Origin of the sequence: Micromonospora sp. WMMD882, assembly GCF_027497255.1 — a bacterium.
Classification (GTDB): domain Bacteria; phylum Actinomycetota; class Actinomycetes; order Mycobacteriales; family Micromonosporaceae; genus Micromonospora.
Genome location: NZ_CP114903.1, coordinates 1,321,551 through 1,337,805, shown reverse-complemented (window position 1 = coordinate 1,337,805; position 16,255 = coordinate 1,321,551). Strand labels below are relative to the sequence as shown.

Below are 16,255 nucleotides of genomic sequence, written 5' to 3'. Positions count from 1 at the left end.
TCTTCGGGGGCGGGGCGAGGTGCCGTCCCGCCCCCGAGCGGTTCAGATCCAGCCGGCGTCGCGGGCGACCCGGACGGCTTCGACCCGGGTGCGGGCGCCGGTCTTGCGGGTGATCCGACCGAGGTGGTTGCGGACCGTGCCCGGGGAGAGCCCGAGCGAGCCGGCCACCTCCGCGACCGTCGCCCCGGCGGCGGTCAGTTCCAGGATCTCGGTCTCCCGGCCGGTCAACGGGCTGGTCGCGTTCAACGCCGCGAGCACCAGCTCCGCGTCGACCACCGGTTCGCCCCGGGCCATCCGGCGGACACCGTCCACCACCCGGTGCGGGGAGACGTCGTTGGCGAGGATGCCGACCGTCCGGCGGCCGGCGAGGATCTGGTGCAGTCCACGTACCCGACGTCGGTCGGCGAGCACCAGCATCGGGCACGGACCGGCGGCGCCGGGCCCGTCCCCGGTGATCAGGTCGAGGTCGACCACCGCCACGTCGGGCAGTTTCGCCCAGAGCGCCGGCTGGACCTCCTCGCCGCGATCCACCTCGGCGACCACGCTGATGTCCTCCTCGGCGGCGAGCACCAGGGCCAGTGCGCCGCGGATCAGCGTGCCGTCGAGAGCGAGCAGGGTGCGGATCACGTATTTCCTCCCGAATTGACGTCAACCGGAAAGAGCAGGATTAACAAACAATCACGCTGATGTAACGTCCGACCGGCACGGCAAAGTGACCATCCACAGCGGACACCAGGTCGATTACCCTCCAACTAGATCGACAACCCCTCCCGATCGGACAATACAGAATCAGATGATCGGTTGGTACTGTCGTCCATTCAGATGATTGAGGGCGCGACCCATCGGACATCAAGGACGGTAAACCGCCCCTGCGGCGTACCGGGTCGGTTAGGAGTGAAACGCCCACCCGACGGCACGCCCCGACCCCGGGGGCAGCCACCGGCCGCCTCCGACGGGCACCGCACCGGTCAGAGCCAGCCGTCCCGCTGGGCGTGCCGGATGGCCTCCACCCGGTTGCGGGCGCCGGTCTTGCGCAGGATCGACGAGAGGTGGTTACGCACCGTTCCGTGGGCCAGGTAGAGCCGCCGGGCGATGTCCTTGAGCGGCAACCCCTCGGCCGCCGTCCGTAACACTTCGAGCTCCCGGGGAGTCAGCGGACAGGTCGGTGGGCTCAGCACCGCCACCGCCGCGACCGGGTCGATCACCCGCTCGCCGGCCGCCAGTGAACGGACCATCCGCACCATCTCCTCCAGGGGGCCGTCCTTGCCGATGAAGCCCCGTGCCCCGGCCGTCAGCGCCGCCTCCAGCACCGACGGTGTCCACCGGTAGCTCATCGCCAGCACGGCGGTCCCGGACGAGTGCGCCCCGAGCTCCTCGATCACCGCGATCCCGCCCGGTGAGCCCGTCGCCAGGTCCAACAGCACGACGTCCGGCCGCGCGCGGCGGGCCACCGCCGGCAGGTCGCGGACGTCCGAGACGTCCGCGACCACCTCCATGTCCTCCTCGTTCGCCAGCACGGCGCAGAGCGCGCCGCGCAGCAGTCCCATCTCCTCGACCACCACAACGCGGATCACCACGTACTCTCCGATCTCGGGTACGCGCGGCGAGGGCCCCGGGCCGGCTCCCGAAGGAGCGGCCGGGCCCGATCGCGGCGCGGAAGGGGTTAAGGCCCTCGGACCGGTGTCGTCCACAGTGGACTGTTTCGGTCCACGTGTCCCGTCCGGGGCCCGGCTGCGTGACGAGCCGGGCAGGTGACGGGGGGGCCTGCTCAGCCGGGGCGGGCGGCGACCGCGGGAGAACGTCCCCGGGCGGGCGTGGGCGACACCGCCGTGGCGGCGTCCCGACCGTGGGGTGACGACCAGCTCGACTCGGGCAGCATGGCCGGACCGCGCCGCCCGCCGTTGTCGGCGTTGGCGTGATCCTCGGCCGGACCGGTCGGGCGGTACCGGCCACCGGTCGGCTCGGCGTCCGACTCGACGCCGGGCCGGACCGCCGACCTGCTCGACGGCGTGGCCGGGCAGAGCGGCCCGGCGCTCGACGTCCACCTGTCGGACAACCCCGTCGACCGGGGCCCGGCGGGGCCCGCCGGGAGGCCCGTAGGCGACGACCTGGGGTCGGTGTGACCAGCGGGAACAGTTGGGTCTACCGGCGGCATCCCCGGCCACCACGGCATCGGGACCGGGGCGGGGGCGGGCATCGGCACCGCCGGCGCTGCGGGCGGGGCCGGTGGGAACAGGTTTCCGGGCAATCCGACCACCGGCGGCAGCACGTCACCCGCGAGGTCCGGCAGCAGCCCGACCACCGGCCGCAAGACGGCGTCGACGACGTCGGGCAGCAGCCCGACCACCGGTCGCAGCACGGCGTCCACGACCTTGTCGACGAGCCGGGGCGGCAGCGGCAGCGCATCCGGCAGGAGGGCCCGGCCGGGGTCGTCACCCGCGCCCGGTCGGATCGGCGACGGTGGCGGCAGCGCCACCGGTCGGCCGTCCGGCCGCAGGTCGGGCAGGCGCGGCAGGCGCCCCGGAACGGTCGGCAGCGGGCGGGACGGGGCGTCGCCGGTCGACCCGGACGGCGTGCCGGGCCCGGCGGACGGTCGGTCGGGCGCCCCGGACGGTCTGCCCGGCGACGGCTCGACCGGGACTATCGGCTCGACCGGGACCGTCGGCTCGACAGCGGTGGGCGGCTCGACGGTCGGAGGCGGCGACACGGGGGCCGGCGGCTGCGCCGGAGCCGCCGGCCCGGCGGGAGGCCGCGGGTCGGCGGGAGGCCGCGGGTCGGCGGGAGGCCGCGGGTCGCGGGGCACGCGCACCCGGTCGAGCCCGGCCACCACCCGTGGCACGACGCCGTCGGAGCGCGGCGGGACGACTCGGGACGGCTGCCGGGTCCGGGCCGGCGCGGCCCGCGCGGGGGTTTCGGCCCGGTCGACGGTCGACGGCGGAGCGCCCGCCCCGCCGGCCGGCGGCACGACAGGTCGACCGGCCGAGGGCGCGACCCTGGGCGGCGCGGGACGCGGGTCGGCGCGTCGGTCGCCGACGCCCAACCGGTCCCCCACGTCGGCGACCAGCCCAGCCACCGGGGCACGCTCCCCGGTGTCCGCGTGCGCCGGGCCGTCGAGCAGCGCCACGCCCAGCACGGCGGCCCCGACCGCCGTCACGACGAACCCGAGCGCACGGGCGAGCCGGATCGGCCCGGCCCATCCGGGCAGCGCCGGGCGCCCCGGCGTCGGGGGCGACGTGAGGCTGATCGTGGAACGGCGCAACAGGGACGACCCTTCCGGCGGGAGCGTCCGCACATCCTAACTGCGTGGTTGATCTGTCGCACACGGCGAGGATGGACAGTGACGGAAAGCCGACCGAGCGCGCGGACACGGTCGAGCCTGGGGCGTGCTCCGGGCCGACCTCCGGAGCCCGCCGTCCACACTGGTCAGTTGGTCGGACCGGTGACCTTGATCGTGGAGATGGTCTCCAGGACGTTCGCTTCGACGGCGCCCTTGTCGATGCCGAGACCACTGAGCACGCCGTCGCCGGCCTCCTGTTCGAGCAGGGCGAGCAGCAGGTGCTCGGTGCCGACGTAGTTGTGCCCCAGCCGCAGGGCCTCCCGGAAGGTCAGCTCCATCGCCTTCTTCGCCTGGGCGTTGTACGGGATGAGGCCGGGCACCTCCGCCGCCGCCGGCGGCAGCACCGCCGTCACCGCCTGCCGGACGGCGTCCGCCGACACGCCCTGGGCGACGATCGCCCGGGCGGCCAGCGCGTCCGGCTCGGCGAGCAGGCCGAGCACCATGTGCTCGGGGCCGATCTGCGGGTTGCCCGCGGCACGGGCCTCCTCCTGAGCGGCCGCCACGACGTTGCGGGCGCGCGGGGTGAAGCGGTTGAACCCCTCGGCGGGGTCCATCGTCGCCTCCCCACCCTTGGCGACGAAACGCTTCTGCGCGGCCTGCTTGCTGACGCCCATGCTGCGGCCGATCTCGGTCCACGAGGCGCCGGAGCGGCGGGCCTGGTCGACGAAGTGGCCGATCAGGTGGTCGGCCAGGTCGCCGAGGTGGTCGGCCGCGACGACGGCGCTGCTGAGCTGGTCGAGGGCGTCGGTGTGGACCTTCTTGATCGCCCCGATCAGCTCGTCGAGGCGGACGTTGGTCATCTGGATGGGATCGGTCATACGTCAACCTTAGGTTGACGCAAGCCCATCGTCAACCGGAAGTTGACGATGCGTCGTACGAGACGAGGAGCGCACGAACCCGGGGTGGCGCGGACCGCTCCGCTGTGACACGTTCACCCGGAGACCGTCACGGGACCGGGAGGTCACACCATGTCGTTGCTGTCCGGCCTGACCCGATCCCCGCAGCCGCATCCGGCGTCGGTCCGCATCGGTGGGCAGACGACGTCCGGCGAGTCGCTGCTGCGCTGCGCCACCGCCGTCGCCGACCGGGTGGCCGGCATGGAACGGGTCGCGGTGACCGCGACCGCCAGCCTGGAAACCGTGGTCGCCGTGGTGGGCGGGCTGCTCGCCGGGGTCGCCGTGGTGCCCGTGCCACCCGACTCCGGCCCCCGGGAGCGGGCCCACATCCTCCGCGACTCGGCCGTCCCCGCCGTTCTCGCGCCCACCGGCACGGCGGCCGACCCGGGCGGCCCGCCGGTCGTCCCGGTCGACCTCACCGCCCGCTCCGACACCGCGTACCCGGAACCGGACGACGACCGGCCGGCGCTGGTCCTCTACACCAGCGGCACCACCGGCGCGCCGAAGGGCGCGGTCATCGGACGCGGCGCGGTCGCGGCCTGCCTGGACGCGCTCGCCGCGGCCTGGGCGTGGACCCCGGACGACCTGCTGGTCCACGGGCTGCCGCTGTTCCACGTGCACGGTCTGGTGCTCGGCGTGCTCGGTCCGCTGCGGCTCGGCGGCCGGCTGCACCACGTCGGCCGACCCGACCCGGCCCGGTACGCGGGCGCGGGCGGCTCCCTCTACTTCGGTGTCCCGACGGTCTGGCAGCGGGTCTGCGCCGACCCGGCCGCCGCCCGCGCGCTGCGCGGGGCCCGGCTGCTCGTCTCGGGCAGCGCCGGCCTGCCGACGGCCGTCTTCGACCAGTTGCGCGCGCTGACCGCACACCGGGTCGTCGAACGCTACGGCATGACGGAAACCCTGATCACCGTCAGCACCCGCGCCGACGGCCCCCGCCGACCCGGCACCGTGGGGCAGCCGCTGCGCGACGTACGGACCCGCCTGGTCGACGAGACCGGCGCGGACGTGCCGCACGACGGCACGTCCCTCGGTGAGCTCCTGGTACGCGGACCCGGCCTGTTCCACGGCTACCTGAACCGGCCGGACGCCGACGCGGCGAGCCGCACGGCGGACGGCTGGTTCCGCACCGGCGACGTCGCCGCCGTCGACCCGGACGGCTGGCACCGGATCGTCGGCCGGGCCGCCACCGATCTGATCAAGAGCGGCGGTTACCGGATCGGGGCCGGTGAGGTGGAGGACGCGCTGCTCGCCCACCCCGCGGTGGCCGAGGCCGCCGTGGTGGGCACCCCGCACCCCGACCTCGGCCAGCAGGTGACCGCGTACGTGGTGGCCGACGGGGTGAGCGGCCCGGAGCTTGTCGACTTCGTCGCCCGGGAGCTGGCCGTGCACAAGCGCCCCCGGCAGGTGCACCTGGTCGACCGGCTGCCCCGCACCGCCCTCGGCAAGGTGCAGAAGTCGCAGCTCGGCCACTAGGGCCTCAGCCGCCCGCCGGGTAGGCCCGGGTCTCGGCGGCCCTGACGGCCACCCAGACCGGTTGGCCGGTGGCGAGACGCAACCGCGCGGCAGCCGCCGGGGTGACGTCGGCCGAGACCGGCAGCGGGCCGTCGAGGCGTACCCGCAGGTTGTCGCCGTGCCGCTGCACCCCGGCGACGGTGGCCGGCCAGGTGTTGCGCGGGCTGCCCTCGGGTCGGCGGGGATACAGCGCGACCGCCGAAGGCGGGAACGCCACGAACGCGTCCCCGTCGAGACGGTCGGCGGTGGTCAGGGTCAGCCCGGCCCCGAGCCTGACCTGCTGCCCACCGGCCCGGCCCCGGTGCAGGTTGAGCCCCACCAGCCGGGCCACGTAGTCGGTGCGGGGTCGCGCGGTCACGGTGGCCGCGTCCCCCTCCTGCGTCACCCGGCCCTCCTCGACGACGACCAGCCGGTCGGCCAGCACCAGCGCGTCCAGCGGGTCGTGGGTGACCAGCAGCGCCGGCCCCGGATGCGCGGCGAGCTGCCGCTGGAGCTCGGCGCGGGTGTCCAGCCTGGTCCGGGCGTCCAGCGCGGCCAGCGGCTCGTCGAGCAGCAGCAGCGCCGGACGCGCCGCCAACGCGCGGGCCAACGCGACCCGCTGGGCCTGCCCGCCGGAGAGCTGCCGGGGCCGGCGGGCGGCGTGCTCGGCCAGGCCGACCCGGGTCAGCCAGTCCTGGGCCAACGCGCGGGCCGCCCGCCGGTCGAGGCCCTGCCGGCGTGGCCCGAACGCCACGTTCTCCACCGCGCTCAGGTGCGGAAAGAGCAGATAGTCCTGGAAGACCACGCCGACCCGGCGACGTTCGGGCGGCACCCAGGCCCGGTCGGCGGGCCGGTCGAGGTCCCGTCCGTCCAGGGTGACGTGCCCGGCGGTGAGCGGACCCAGCCCGGCCAGGGCGCGCAGCGCGGTGGTCTTGCCGGCGCCGTTCGGGCCGAGCAGCGCGACGACCTCACCGGCGGCCACCCGCAGCCGGACGTCGAGACGGAACGCGCCCCGCTCGACGACCAGGTGCGCGTCCAGCCCGGCGGGGGTCACGGGTTGCCGACCCAGCGGTCGCGTAACGCCGCGAGAATCGTCACCGAGACGGCGAGCAGGACGACGCTGAGCACGATGGCGGCCTCCAGGTCGGTCTCCAGGGCCAGGTAGACGGCGAGCGGCATGGTCTGGGTGGTGCCGGGGAAGTTGCCGGCGAAGGTGATCGTCGCGCCGAACTCGCCGAGCGCCCGCGCCCAGCAGAGCACCGCCCCGGCGACCACGCCCGGCGCGACCAGCGGCAACGTGACACGGGTGAAGGTGGTCCAGCGGCCGGCGCCGAGGGTGGCGGCGGCCTCCTCGTAGCGGCGGTCCGCGCCGCGCAGCGCCCCCTCCACGGCGATGACCAGGAACGGCATCGCCACGAACGCCTCGGCCAGCACCACCCCGGCGGTGGTGAACGGCAGCGTGACCCCGAACGTGGCGTCCAACCAGCCGCCGATCAGGCCGCGTCGACCGAAGACCAGCAGCAGCGCCACCCCGCCGACCACCGGCGGCAGCACCAGCGGCACGGTGACCAGGGCGCGCGCCAGCCGTCGGCCGGGAAACCGGACCCGGGCCAGCAGCCAGGCCAGCGGCACCCCGAGCAGCAGACAGAGCACGGTGGCCAGGGTCGCCGACACCAGGGACAGCCGCAGCGCGGTGAGCACCGCCGGCTCGGCGAGCCGCTGCGGCAGCTCCGTCCACGGCGTCCGGACCAGCAGGCCGACCAGCGGCAGCACCAGGAAGATCAGCCCGAGCAGGGCCGGCAGCAGCAGCGCGACCGGAACCTGCCGGCCCTGCCCGGTCACCCGCACCTAGGGCGCCTGGAAACCGGCGGCGGTGAGCGCCGCCCGCCCCCGCTCGGAGCGGACATGCGCCACGAACTCCCGCCCGCCGGACCGGTACGGCGCGTCGGCCAGGACGACGACCGGGTAGTCGTTGACCGCGCCGGCCGACTCGGGAAACTCGACCCCCTGCACGGCGTCCGCGCCCGCGACGTCGGTGCGGTAGACCAGGGCGGCGTCCACCTCGCCGAGGGTCAGCTTGGACAGCGCGGCCCGCACGTCCTGCTCCAACGTGACCGGGGTCAGGCTCACCCCGGCGGCGTCGAGCGCCGTCCGGGCGGCCGACCCACAGGGCACCTGCTCGGCGCAGAGCGCCACCTTCACCCCGGGCTTCACCAGGTCGGCCAGGCCGGTCACCCCCGCCGGGTTGCCCTTCGGCACGGCCACGACAAGCTGGTTACGGGCGAACGTGACCGGCTCGCCGTCGCCCAGGCCGGCGTCGGTGACCGTACGCATCGGCGCGGGCGCGGCCGAGGCGAACACGTCGGCCGGCGCGCCCTGGGTGAGCTGCACGGCCAGCGCCGAGCTGCCGGCGAACGTCAGCCGTACGGTCGTGCCCGGCCGTTGCTGCTCGAACTCCTCGGCGAGGGTGGTGAACACGTCGGTGAGCGACGCCGCCGCGAACACCGTGAGCGTCCGCCGTTCGCCGCCCTCCGCGCCGCCGGCGCCGTCGCCACAGCCGACCAGCGTCGCGATCGTGACCAGTCCGGCCAGCAGGCCACGTGCCCTCACGACCCCGTCCTCCCCCGCGCCACCGGGGCGCGTTCCACCACGACCGTGGTCGACTTGATCACGGCCACGGCCACCGCGCCGACTTGCAGGTCCAGCTCGTCGACCGCTTCCCGGCTCATCAGCGACACGATCCGGAACGGGCCGGCCTGGATGTCGACCTGGGCCATCACCGCGTCCTTCGTGACGGCCGTGACGATGCCGCGCAGCCGGTTGCGGGCCGAGGAGAACTCCGCCCGCTCGTCCGGCCCGGCGGCCTGGGCCCGCACGAACGCCGCCAGCTCGACCCCGTCGATCACCCGGTGCCCCTGCGTGTCCCGCGCGGCGGGCAGCCGACCGCTGTCGACCCACCGGCGTACGGTGTCCGCGCTCACGCCGAGCAGCTCCGCCGCCTCCCCGATCCGGTAACCCGACACCAGCTCACCCTACCCACCCTCGCACCTGCCACCCCAGAGAGCCCCAACCCCCCGCAAACCCAAGCCCTCCTCCTTCCCCCTCTCCCCCACCCCTCGCCCCGACTCAAAAAGCTCGGGGTGGGGGTTCACGGTGGGCGGGTGGGCGGGCTCTTCATGGGGAAGGCTCGACGCGAGCGGAGTGAGGTGCGGTGGACCTTGAGACGTGGGGGTGGATCGGTCTGGCGGTGATCGCCAAGGCCAGCACGATGACGGCACTGTGGATCCGGCTCCGGTGGCGGGTCCGCCGGGAGCAGGCGCAGGGCGAGACACTGGTGGCGCTGGCGACGGCGCTACCGAACGGCGGGCAGGTACGCGACCGACGGGCCGACGGCTCGTCCTGGACGCTGACCGTACCGCCCCGCCGAAACGAGCGGATCATGGCTGAGCGCGCCGAACGGTCGACCTCGATCAGATTCGAGCGACCGGACGTACCGACAACCGACAACCGACCATCGGAGACCGAGCGGTCGACGGCGACCGTCGCGGAGTTCAGCGCCTTCTACCGGGATCAGGTGGGCAGGCTCGTCGCCTTCCTGGTGTGGCAGGGCGCGTCCGTGGCGGACGCGGCCGAGGTCGCCCAGGAGACCATGCGTCGCGCCTTCGAGCGCTGGGACGCCATCCACGCCCCCGGGCCGTGGACCCGCCGGGTCGCCTCCCGCGAGTACGCCCGACGGATGGCCACCCTGGTGGAGCTGCCCACCGACGACCTGGCCGACCGGACCCCGCTGCTGCGGGCCCCGGCCTCCGAGATCGCCGACTGGGAGGCCCGGCAGGAGGAGCTTCGCCTGCTCGGCCGGCTACCGGCCCGGCAACGGCAGGTGATGGCCTGGACGTTGGAGGGCTACCAGCCGACGGAGATCGCCGCGCAGTTACGGATGACTCCGGAGGCGGTCCGCAGCAGCCTGCGCAAGGCCCGCCGCGCGCTCGGCACGCTGATCAGCGAAGAGCACGCCCGGGAATGACCGGCGGGGGGAGAACCATGGACCACACGAACGATGCGGTACGGGCCGGACGATGCGCGCTCGACCGGGCCGTACCCGCGCTGCTGGACATCGAGGCCGGCCTGCGCGACATCCTGCTACCCACCCGGTACGCCGCCCTGCCCACCAACCTCGCGGCCCTCCTCGACCCCGAAACCGCCCTCACCACCCTCATCCACCCATCCCCACCCCCACCCCGTCCCGCTTCGTCGGTCTAGGGCAGATCGTCGTTCGCAGAGATCAACTAACGGCGATCTGCCCTGGACCGGCGTCGGGTGGGCGGGGGGTCAGGGAGCGCGGGAGAGGAGGGCGGCTTCGATGCGGAGGGCGAGACCGGTCAGCACGAGCAGGGCAGCCAGGACGTAGGCGCCGAACGACGGATTGTTCGGGCTCACCATCAACAGGGACGTCAGCAGGCCGGAGCCCAGCGAGATGTTGCCCATCACCCGGGTCGAGCCGCTGCGGGTGTACCGAGGATTCATGCGGTCACCGTAACGATTCCCCGCCCGACCGCGTTGGGAGTCGATCGTGGTGGCAATCGGCCCCCTGAAGGGCCCTTATCCACCATGATCGCCTATCGGCCCTCGTCCGTCACCGGCACGGGGTACCGTCCGAAGTGCACCTGTCCGACTACGGAGAGCGTGGCCCATGTCTCGTCGTCCCACACCGTCAGACCCGTCGATCGGTGAACGCATCCGCGCACGTCGGGAGCTGCGTGGATGGAGCATCCGCCATGCGGTCAGTCGCGCCGGCGTCTCGCACACCTCATGGTCCCGGATCGAGCGCGGACAGCAGCGCACCGACCGGTACATGGTGGTGGATCTGGCCGCCGCCCTCGAATGCTCGGTGGCTGACCTGACCGGGCAGCAGTACACGCCTGCCGATCGGCAACTCGACGCGGCTCGTATCGACGCCGAACGGGTCTGGCGGATCATGATGGACACGCCGATGACCACGCCGGACGGCGGCAGAGCCACCGTCGAGCAGGTACGCCAGGAGGCCACGCTGGTGCGGGCGCTCTACGGACGCTGTGACTACGCAGGCGCGTTGCGACGACTCGTGGACCTGGTGCCAGCGTTGCACCGCCTGACTGATCGTCAGGCCGCCCTCCGAGAGATGGTTCCGGTGTACGGCGTGGCGATGGGATCGCTGCTCAACGTCGGTCACCCCGCGCACGCGTGGCTCGCGGCGGAGCGGTGCGCCGAGGCGGCCGGGTTGTTGGACGATCCGGTGGCAGCGGGAGTCGCGGCGGCCAACCGGGCCCGTGTCTCCGCCTACTCGGGCGCCTATGGACCTGCGCGGGCGCTGTGTGACGCGGCGGGCGCCGACCTCGCGGGCAGTGGCGCTCCCAGCGCCCTGGACGTGCTCGGTTTTCTGCATCTCGCCCGAGCCCACCACCTTGCCGGCCTCAAGGAGCAGGCGCGGGCAGAGGATCATCTGGCCGAGGCCGCTCGCATCGCCGCGCACACCGGGGAGACCGACGATTGGGACCTCGCCTGGGGACCACGGAACGTCGCCCTGTGGCGGATGGCCTACCAGCTCGACACCGGTCAACCCGAGGCGGCGCTACGGACCGCCACAGCCATTCAAGTCGCCGGCTTGCCCAAGGTCCGCCAGGTCTACTACTGGCTGGACATGAGTCGTGCCGCTGAAGGAGTCGGTCGGGGCAGGGACACGATCCGAATGCTGCTCACCGCAGAGCGCGTCGGTCCCCAGCACGCCCGCTCGTCGACCTCCGGTCGGGAGACCGTGCGGGCTCTCCTCCGAAAAGGCGCCGTTTCCTCGGAACTACGCGGTCTCGCCGAACGCATGAACATCACCGGAGGTAACCGGCCAACTGGTGGCGCGTAAGCGTTCCAATCACCGTTCACACTCTCCGTAGCGTCCCGGTGACGGGCGCATCGGGACCGCGCCCCCCTGGACGAAGGACGGCGAACGGATGAGCAGTCATCAGCCTGAGCAGGCGCGAAGCAGAGGCGAGCGGATTCAGGAGGCCGAGCGGGAGGCGGCCAGGCGGCGGATCCTGGAGCTGGCCGAGGCGGAACGGGTACCGCTGGACGAGGCCACCCGGACGGTCCCGGGTCGACGGTGGCGGCGTGAGCGTGGGTGAGCTGCCGATCGGGCGTCGGGTGGCCCAGTGGCGGCTGCGGCGGCGGATGTCGCAGCAGATGTTCGCCGACCGGATCGGCAAGTCCAAGAGCTGGGTGGACAAGGTCGAGCGTGGGGTCCGTAGCCTGGACCGCTTCTCGGTGATCGAGGAGATCGCCGAGGTGCTGCGGGTCGACCCGGTGGTGCTGCTCGGCCGGGAGGCCGGGCCGGCGGCCCCGGCGGCGGGCGTGGTGGACGGGCTGGACGGGGTGCGGGCCGCGCTGTCGCGGTACGAGGTGTTCGGCGGCGTCCGGCCGGGGCCGACGACGAACGAGGTGGCCCGGCAGGTGGGGCACGCCTGGCTGTCCTACCAGCACGCCCACTACCCCCAGCTCGTACGCATGCTGCCGGGCCTGGTGGACGTCGCCCGCCGCCTGCACGCCCGGCGGCCCGACGACGGCGCCGAACTGCTGGTGCAGGCGTACCGGATCACCTCGTCGCTGCTGGTGAAGCTCGGTGAGCCGGATCTCGGCTGGCTGGCCGCCGACCGGGCGGTGGCCGTGGCCGGCGGTGATCCGGTGCTCGCGGCGACCGCGGTGGTGCCGCTCGGGCAGGCGCTGCGCGCGCTCGGCTGGCACCGGTTGGCGATGGCCGCCACGGTCACCGCCGCCCACCGTGTCACGCCCGTCGGGCCGGGCGACGGGTCACCGCAGCAGGTGGCGGTGGCCGGGGCGCTGCTGCTCCAGGCCGCGCTCGCCGCCGCCGGTCGCGGCGACCCCCACGGCGTCACCGAGCTCGTGGCCCGGGCCGCCGATCTGGCCGAGCGGGGCGGCCCGGGTCACGACCGCCACGTGCTCGGTTTCGGGCCGGTCGCGGTCGAGCTGGTCCGGGTGCTGACGACGGTCGAGCTGGGTCGCCCCGGGGATGCCCGGGAACGTCACCTCGCGGTCACCGCCGATCCCGGGTGGCGACTGTTGCCGGCCGAGCATCGGGCCGGTCATCTGCTCGACCTCGCCCGGGCGTACCTCAAACTCGGTGACCTGGCGGAAGCGGGCCGCCTGCTGGTCGAGGCGGACCGCACCGCGCCGGCCGAGGTCCGCTGCCGACCGGCCGCGCGTACGGTGGTCGCCGAGGTCCACCGGGACGCGCCGGACGTGGTCGGCGTGGCGCGCCTGGCGACGGCGATCGGCCTGCTCCGGTGAGCCGGGACGACCTGTCCCCCGCCCAGCTCCGTAACCGGCTGACCCTCTCCGCCCGGTGGATCCTGCGCGACCACCGGCCGGGCGCGGACGGCCGCTGCCCGGTGTGCCGGGCGCCGACTGCCTGGCGGCCCGCGCCGCCCGGGACCACCTGGCCAGCGTCGCCGACCCGCCGCACGGCGGGGCCGACGACCGGCGGTAGCGTGTCGACGGACCAGTCGAGCCGAGCACGAGGAGCCTACGGTGGCGGACGTCGAGGCGTTGATCGGCGACGCGATCGCGGCGGCCCGCAGCGGTGACGTACGGCTGGCGGAGCGGCAGCTCGACCGGCTGGTGGTCGGCGACCCCACGGCGGTGGACCCGGCGCTGTCCGGGCGGCTGGTCCGCGCGGTCGGCCGGCTGTGGCCCCGGGGTTGGCAGCCGGTCGACGTGGCTCGGATCGTGATCCGCCGGGCGGGTGTCCGCCCGGGGCGGCTGTTGGCCGACGTGCTCGCCGCCGACCGGCGCGGTCAGGCCCGGACGCCGGCCTGGTGGGACGAGCAGCTCGCCGCCCTGGACGCCCGGGTGTGGTGGGCCGACGACGCCGCTCACCTGGCCGGTTGGGCGGCCCGGGAACGACTGGACCGGGTGACCGCGCTGCGTGAGGTCGTCGAGGTGCTGGCCGTGCTGGAGTCGCTGCCGCCGGTCGCGGTGCTGCGGCCTCCACCGGGGGCGTCCGAGGTGGGCGCGGCCCCGTCCGGCCGCAGCGGGTCACGCATGCTGGATCGGGTCCGGGCGCTGCTGGCCAAGGCGGAGTCGACGTCGTACCCGGCCGAGGCGGAGGCGTTGACCGGCAAGGCGCAGGAGCTGATGGCCCGGCACAGCATCGACGAGGCGCTGCTGGAGACCGGGCCGGCCGACCAGCCGGGCGGGATCCGGCTCGGCACCGACGCCCCGTACGCGGGGGCGAAGGCGCTGCTGGCGCAGGAGGTCGCGGCGGCGAACCGGTGCGAGTCGGTGTGGTCCGACGATCTCGGTTTCGCCACCGTGCTGGGTTTCCCGGCGGACCTGGACGCGGTCGAGGTGCTCTACACGTCGCTGCTGGTGCAGGCCACGACGGCCATGTTGCGGGGCCGGGCGCAGCGGCGGCGGGCCAGCGGCCGACGCACCCGCGAGTACGACGAGTCGTTCCTGAACGCGTTCGCCCTGCGGATCGGGGAGCGGTTGCGCGCGGCCACCGAACGGACCAGCCGGGAGGCGGCGGCGACCGACGGCGGCGAGCGGTTGCTGCCGGTGCTCGCCACCCGTTCCGACGCGGTCCGGCGGCGCGCCGAGACGCTGTTCCCCGAGGTGACCCGGGGGCGGCTGACCATCCGGGACGAGGAGGGTTGGTCCTCGGGCGCGGCGGCCGCGGACCGGGCCCGGCTGGCGCCGGACGCCCGCCCGCCCCGTCCGGGGTCCGGCGGCGGCAGACCGTCGACGCGTCGGCCCGGGTGACCGGACGGGCCCTTCCCGCCCGCGAGGCGACAGGAAGGGGCCCTCTCCCGCGGCTCAGTGGGCGGCGCCGATCCCGGCGGCCTCCTCGCGGACCCGACGCTCGTCGCCGCTGATGGTGTGCAGCGGCTTCTCCTTGATGAACAGCACGGCGATCAACGCCAGGAAGGCGATCGGCGCGCCGATCAGGAACAGGTCGGCGGTGGCGGTGCCGTAGACCTCGGCGACGATCCGGCGTACGGGTTCCGGGAGCGTCGTGATGTCGGGCACCTCGGTGGAGCCGCCGCCCCCGGTCGCTGCCGGGCCGAGCTTCTCGGTCATCAGCGAGGTGACCCGGTTGGCGAGCACCGCGCCGAGGGCGCTCACCCCGATCGCGCCGCCCATGCTGCGGAAGAAGGTCAGCGCGGAGGTGGCGGCCCCGAGCTCGTGGGCCGGCACGTCGTTCTGCGCCGCGAGGACCAGGTTCTGCATGAGCATGCCGACGCCGATGCCGAGCACCGCCATGTAGACCGACAGCAGCAGGACGCTGGTGTGGGCGTCGATGGTGCCCAGCAGCGCCATCCCGACGGTCATGGTGGCCGCGCCGCCGGTGAGGTAGACCTTCCACCGGCCGTACTTGGTGATGAGCTGGCCGGCGACGGTGGACGAGACCAGCAGCCCGAAGATCATCGGCAGGCTCATCAGGCCGGCCACGGTCGGCGACTTGCCCAGCGCGATCTGGAAGTACTGCGACAGGAAGACCGAGCCGCCGAACATCGCCACGCCGACCAGGACGCTGGCGACGATGGCGAACGAGACGGTCCGGTTGCGGAACAGGTCCAGCGGGATGATCGGCTCGGCGGCGCGGGACTCCACGTACAACGCGCCAGCGAGCAGCGCCAGGCCGCCGAGCACCATCAGCGCCGTCCAGCCGGACGCCCAGGCGAACTTGTTGCCGGCCAGCGACGACCAGATCAGCACCGTCGAGACGCCGGTGGTGATGAGCAGCGCGCCCAACCAGTCGATGCGGACCTGGCGGCGGACGACCGGCAGGTGCAGCGTGCGCTGGAGCAGGACGATCGACACCAGGCTGAACGGCACGCCGATCAGGAAGCACCAGCGCCAGCCCAGCCAGGAGGTGTCCACCAGCAGGCCGCCGATGAGCGGCCCGGCGACGGTGCCGACCCCGAAGACCGCGCCGAAGATGCCGGCGTACCGACCCATCTCCCGTGGCGGGATCATGGCCGCCATGACGATGGTGGCCAACGCGGTCATTCCGCCGGCCCCGACCCCCTGGACGACCCGGCTGACCAGCAGCACCTCGACGTTGGGGGTGAGGCCGGCGATCAGCGAGCCGATCACGAACAGCCCGAGCGAGAGCTGGATCAGCAGCTTGCGGCTGTACAGGTCGGCCATCTTGCCCCACAGCGGCACGGTCGCCGTCATGGCGAGCAGCTCCGTGGTGACGATCCAGGTGTAGACGGTCTGGCTGCCGTCGAGATCGGCGATGATGCGTGGCAGCGCGTTGCCCACCACGGTGGACGCGAGAATCGACACGAACAGGCCGACCATGAGCCCGGAGAGGGCCTGGAGCACCTCACGTCGGGACATGCGCCCGGCGACGGCGTCGGAGACTCCGGCCGGCGGCGCGGAAGCGGTCATCGAGTTTCCTCATTCTGGTTGCGGAAGAGTCTCCCCGGGGCGGACGACGCCGGGGGGTGGCTCGACGGTCACGAGCCGGTGGACGGGG

The 16,255-nt window shown here is 74.1% G+C and carries 18 protein-coding genes; 8 read left to right on the top strand and 10 right to left on the bottom strand.

The genetic code is table 11. The annotated features are described in order from the left end of the window. Positions 1-42: 42 nt before the first annotated feature. The 4 genes from O7606_RS04935 to O7606_RS04920 all read right to left on the bottom strand — a co-directional run bounded on the left by O7606_RS04935 (position 43) and on the right by O7606_RS04920 (position 4,155). Complete coding sequence (locus O7606_RS04935) at positions 43-627, bottom strand: response regulator transcription factor (RefSeq protein ID WP_281597839.1); 585 nt, start codon at positions 625-627, stop codon at positions 43-45. Between the two features lie 341 nt (positions 628-968). Next, entirely contained in the window at positions 969-1,577 is a 609-nt protein-coding gene (locus O7606_RS04930) for a response regulator transcription factor (protein ID WP_281597838.1), read from the bottom strand. A gap of 191 nt (positions 1,578-1,768) precedes the next feature. Next, a complete protein-coding gene (locus O7606_RS04925) occupies positions 1,769-3,259 on the bottom strand; it encodes a hypothetical protein (protein WP_281597837.1) in 1,491 nt (496 codons plus the stop codon). 164 nt (positions 3,260-3,423) lie between these two features. After that, positions 3,424-4,155 carry a Clp protease N-terminal domain-containing protein gene (locus O7606_RS04920; protein WP_281597836.1) on the bottom strand — a complete coding sequence of 244 codons (732 nt, stop codon included), beginning with the start codon at positions 4,153-4,155 and terminating at the stop codon, positions 3,424-3,426. Between the two features lie 150 nt (positions 4,156-4,305). Here O7606_RS04920 and O7606_RS04915 point away from each other — a divergent pair, with 150 nt between their 5' ends. Further along, a complete protein-coding gene (locus O7606_RS04915) occupies positions 4,306-5,706 on the top strand; it encodes an acyl-CoA synthetase (RefSeq protein ID WP_281597835.1) in 1,401 nt (466 codons plus the stop codon). Between the two features lie 4 nt (positions 5,707-5,710). On the opposite strand, the gene O7606_RS04910 is transcribed toward O7606_RS04915, so the two are convergent. From O7606_RS04910 to O7606_RS04895, 4 genes are read right to left on the bottom strand one after another with little or no spacing between them, the layout of a single operon-like run. Further along, positions 5,711-6,793 carry an ABC transporter ATP-binding protein gene (locus tag O7606_RS04910; RefSeq protein WP_281599487.1) on the bottom strand — a complete coding sequence of 361 codons (1,083 nt, stop codon included), beginning with the start codon at positions 6,791-6,793 and terminating at the stop codon, positions 5,711-5,713. Continuing rightward, complete coding sequence (locus O7606_RS04905) at positions 6,775-7,566, bottom strand: ABC transporter permease (protein ID WP_281597833.1); 792 nt, start codon at positions 7,564-7,566, stop codon at positions 6,775-6,777. The genes O7606_RS04910 and O7606_RS04905 overlap by 19 nt, the downstream gene beginning before the upstream one ends. Positions 7,567-7,572: 6 nt before the next feature. Beyond that, positions 7,573-8,334, bottom strand: coding sequence for a molybdate ABC transporter substrate-binding protein (modA, locus tag O7606_RS04900; protein WP_281597831.1), 762 nt, complete (start codon positions 8,332-8,334; stop codon positions 7,573-7,575). Next, positions 8,331-8,747 carry a helix-turn-helix domain-containing protein gene (locus O7606_RS04895; RefSeq protein WP_281597830.1) on the bottom strand — a complete coding sequence of 139 codons (417 nt, stop codon included), beginning with the start codon at positions 8,745-8,747 and terminating at the stop codon, positions 8,331-8,333. Before O7606_RS04895 ends, modA begins: the two co-directional genes overlap by 4 nt. A 188-nt stretch (positions 8,748-8,935) precedes the next feature. Here O7606_RS04895 and O7606_RS04890 point away from each other — a divergent pair, with 188 nt between their 5' ends. Together O7606_RS04890 and O7606_RS04885 are read left to right on the top strand one after the other, a co-directional pair. Then, the gene (locus tag O7606_RS04890; RefSeq protein WP_281597829.1) at positions 8,936-9,748 is read left to right on the top strand and encodes an RNA polymerase sigma factor; all 813 of its coding nucleotides are present in this window, start codon (positions 8,936-8,938) and stop codon (positions 9,746-9,748) included. A gap of 17 nt (positions 9,749-9,765) precedes the next feature. After that, positions 9,766-9,984, top strand: coding sequence for a hypothetical protein (locus tag O7606_RS04885; protein WP_281597828.1), 219 nt, complete (start codon positions 9,766-9,768; stop codon positions 9,982-9,984). 69 nt (positions 9,985-10,053) lie between these two features. Here the strand turns inward: O7606_RS04885 and O7606_RS04880 are convergent, their stop codons facing one another. Further along, the gene (locus O7606_RS04880) at positions 10,054-10,248 is read right to left on the bottom strand and encodes a hypothetical protein (protein ID WP_281597827.1); all 195 of its coding nucleotides are present in this window, start codon (positions 10,246-10,248) and stop codon (positions 10,054-10,056) included. A 199-nt stretch (positions 10,249-10,447) separates the two neighbouring features. Here O7606_RS04880 and O7606_RS04875 point away from each other — a divergent pair, with 199 nt between their 5' ends. The 5 genes from O7606_RS04875 to O7606_RS04855 all read left to right on the top strand — a co-directional run bounded on the left by O7606_RS04875 (position 10,448) and on the right by O7606_RS04855 (position 14,529). Further along, positions 10,448-11,617 carry a helix-turn-helix transcriptional regulator gene (locus O7606_RS04875; protein ID WP_281599486.1) on the top strand — a complete coding sequence of 390 codons (1,170 nt, stop codon included), beginning with the start codon at positions 10,448-10,450 and terminating at the stop codon, positions 11,615-11,617. Positions 11,618-11,705: 88 nt separating this feature from the next. Beyond that, the gene (locus O7606_RS04870) at positions 11,706-11,876 is read left to right on the top strand and encodes a hypothetical protein (RefSeq protein ID WP_281597826.1); all 171 of its coding nucleotides are present in this window, start codon (positions 11,706-11,708) and stop codon (positions 11,874-11,876) included. Further along, the gene (locus O7606_RS04865) at positions 11,863-13,056 is read left to right on the top strand and encodes a helix-turn-helix domain-containing protein (RefSeq protein ID WP_281597825.1); all 1,194 of its coding nucleotides are present in this window, start codon (positions 11,863-11,865) and stop codon (positions 13,054-13,056) included. Before O7606_RS04870 ends, O7606_RS04865 begins: the two co-directional genes overlap by 14 nt. Before the next feature lie 55 nt (positions 13,057-13,111). Beyond that, complete coding sequence (locus O7606_RS04860; RefSeq protein WP_281599916.1) at positions 13,112-13,255, top strand: hypothetical protein; 144 nt, start codon at positions 13,112-13,114, stop codon at positions 13,253-13,255. Positions 13,256-13,296: 41 nt separating this feature from the next. After that, a complete protein-coding gene (locus O7606_RS04855) occupies positions 13,297-14,529 on the top strand; it encodes a DUF2786 domain-containing protein (RefSeq protein WP_281597824.1) in 1,233 nt (410 codons plus the stop codon). A gap of 54 nt (positions 14,530-14,583) precedes the next feature. On the opposite strand, the gene O7606_RS04850 is transcribed toward O7606_RS04855, so the two are convergent. Continuing rightward, the gene (locus O7606_RS04850; RefSeq protein ID WP_281597823.1) at positions 14,584-16,167 is read right to left on the bottom strand and encodes an MDR family MFS transporter; all 1,584 of its coding nucleotides are present in this window, start codon (positions 16,165-16,167) and stop codon (positions 14,584-14,586) included. Between the last annotated feature and the right edge of the window lie 88 nt (positions 16,168-16,255).

Bases quoted from the DNA above. Each gene is read 5' to 3' on its own strand.
- O7606_RS04920 (WP_281597836.1), bottom strand. From the start codon at position 4,155: ATGACCGATCCCATCCAGATGACCAACGTCCGCCTCGACGAGCTGATC.
- O7606_RS04915 (WP_281597835.1), top strand. From the start codon at position 4,306: ATGTCGTTGCTGTCCGGCCTGACCCGATCCCCGCAGCCGCATCCGGCG.
- O7606_RS04885 (WP_281597828.1), top strand. From the start codon at position 9,766: ATGGACCACACGAACGATGCGGTACGGGCCGGACGATGCGCGCTCGAC.
- O7606_RS04880 (WP_281597827.1), bottom strand. From the start codon at position 10,248: ATGAATCCTCGGTACACCCGCAGCGGCTCGACCCGGGTGATGGGCAAC.
- O7606_RS04870 (WP_281597826.1), top strand. From the start codon at position 11,706: ATGAGCAGTCATCAGCCTGAGCAGGCGCGAAGCAGAGGCGAGCGGATT.
- O7606_RS04850 (WP_281597823.1), bottom strand. From the start codon at position 16,167: ATGACCGCTTCCGCGCCGCCGGCCGGAGTCTCCGACGCCGTCGCCGGG.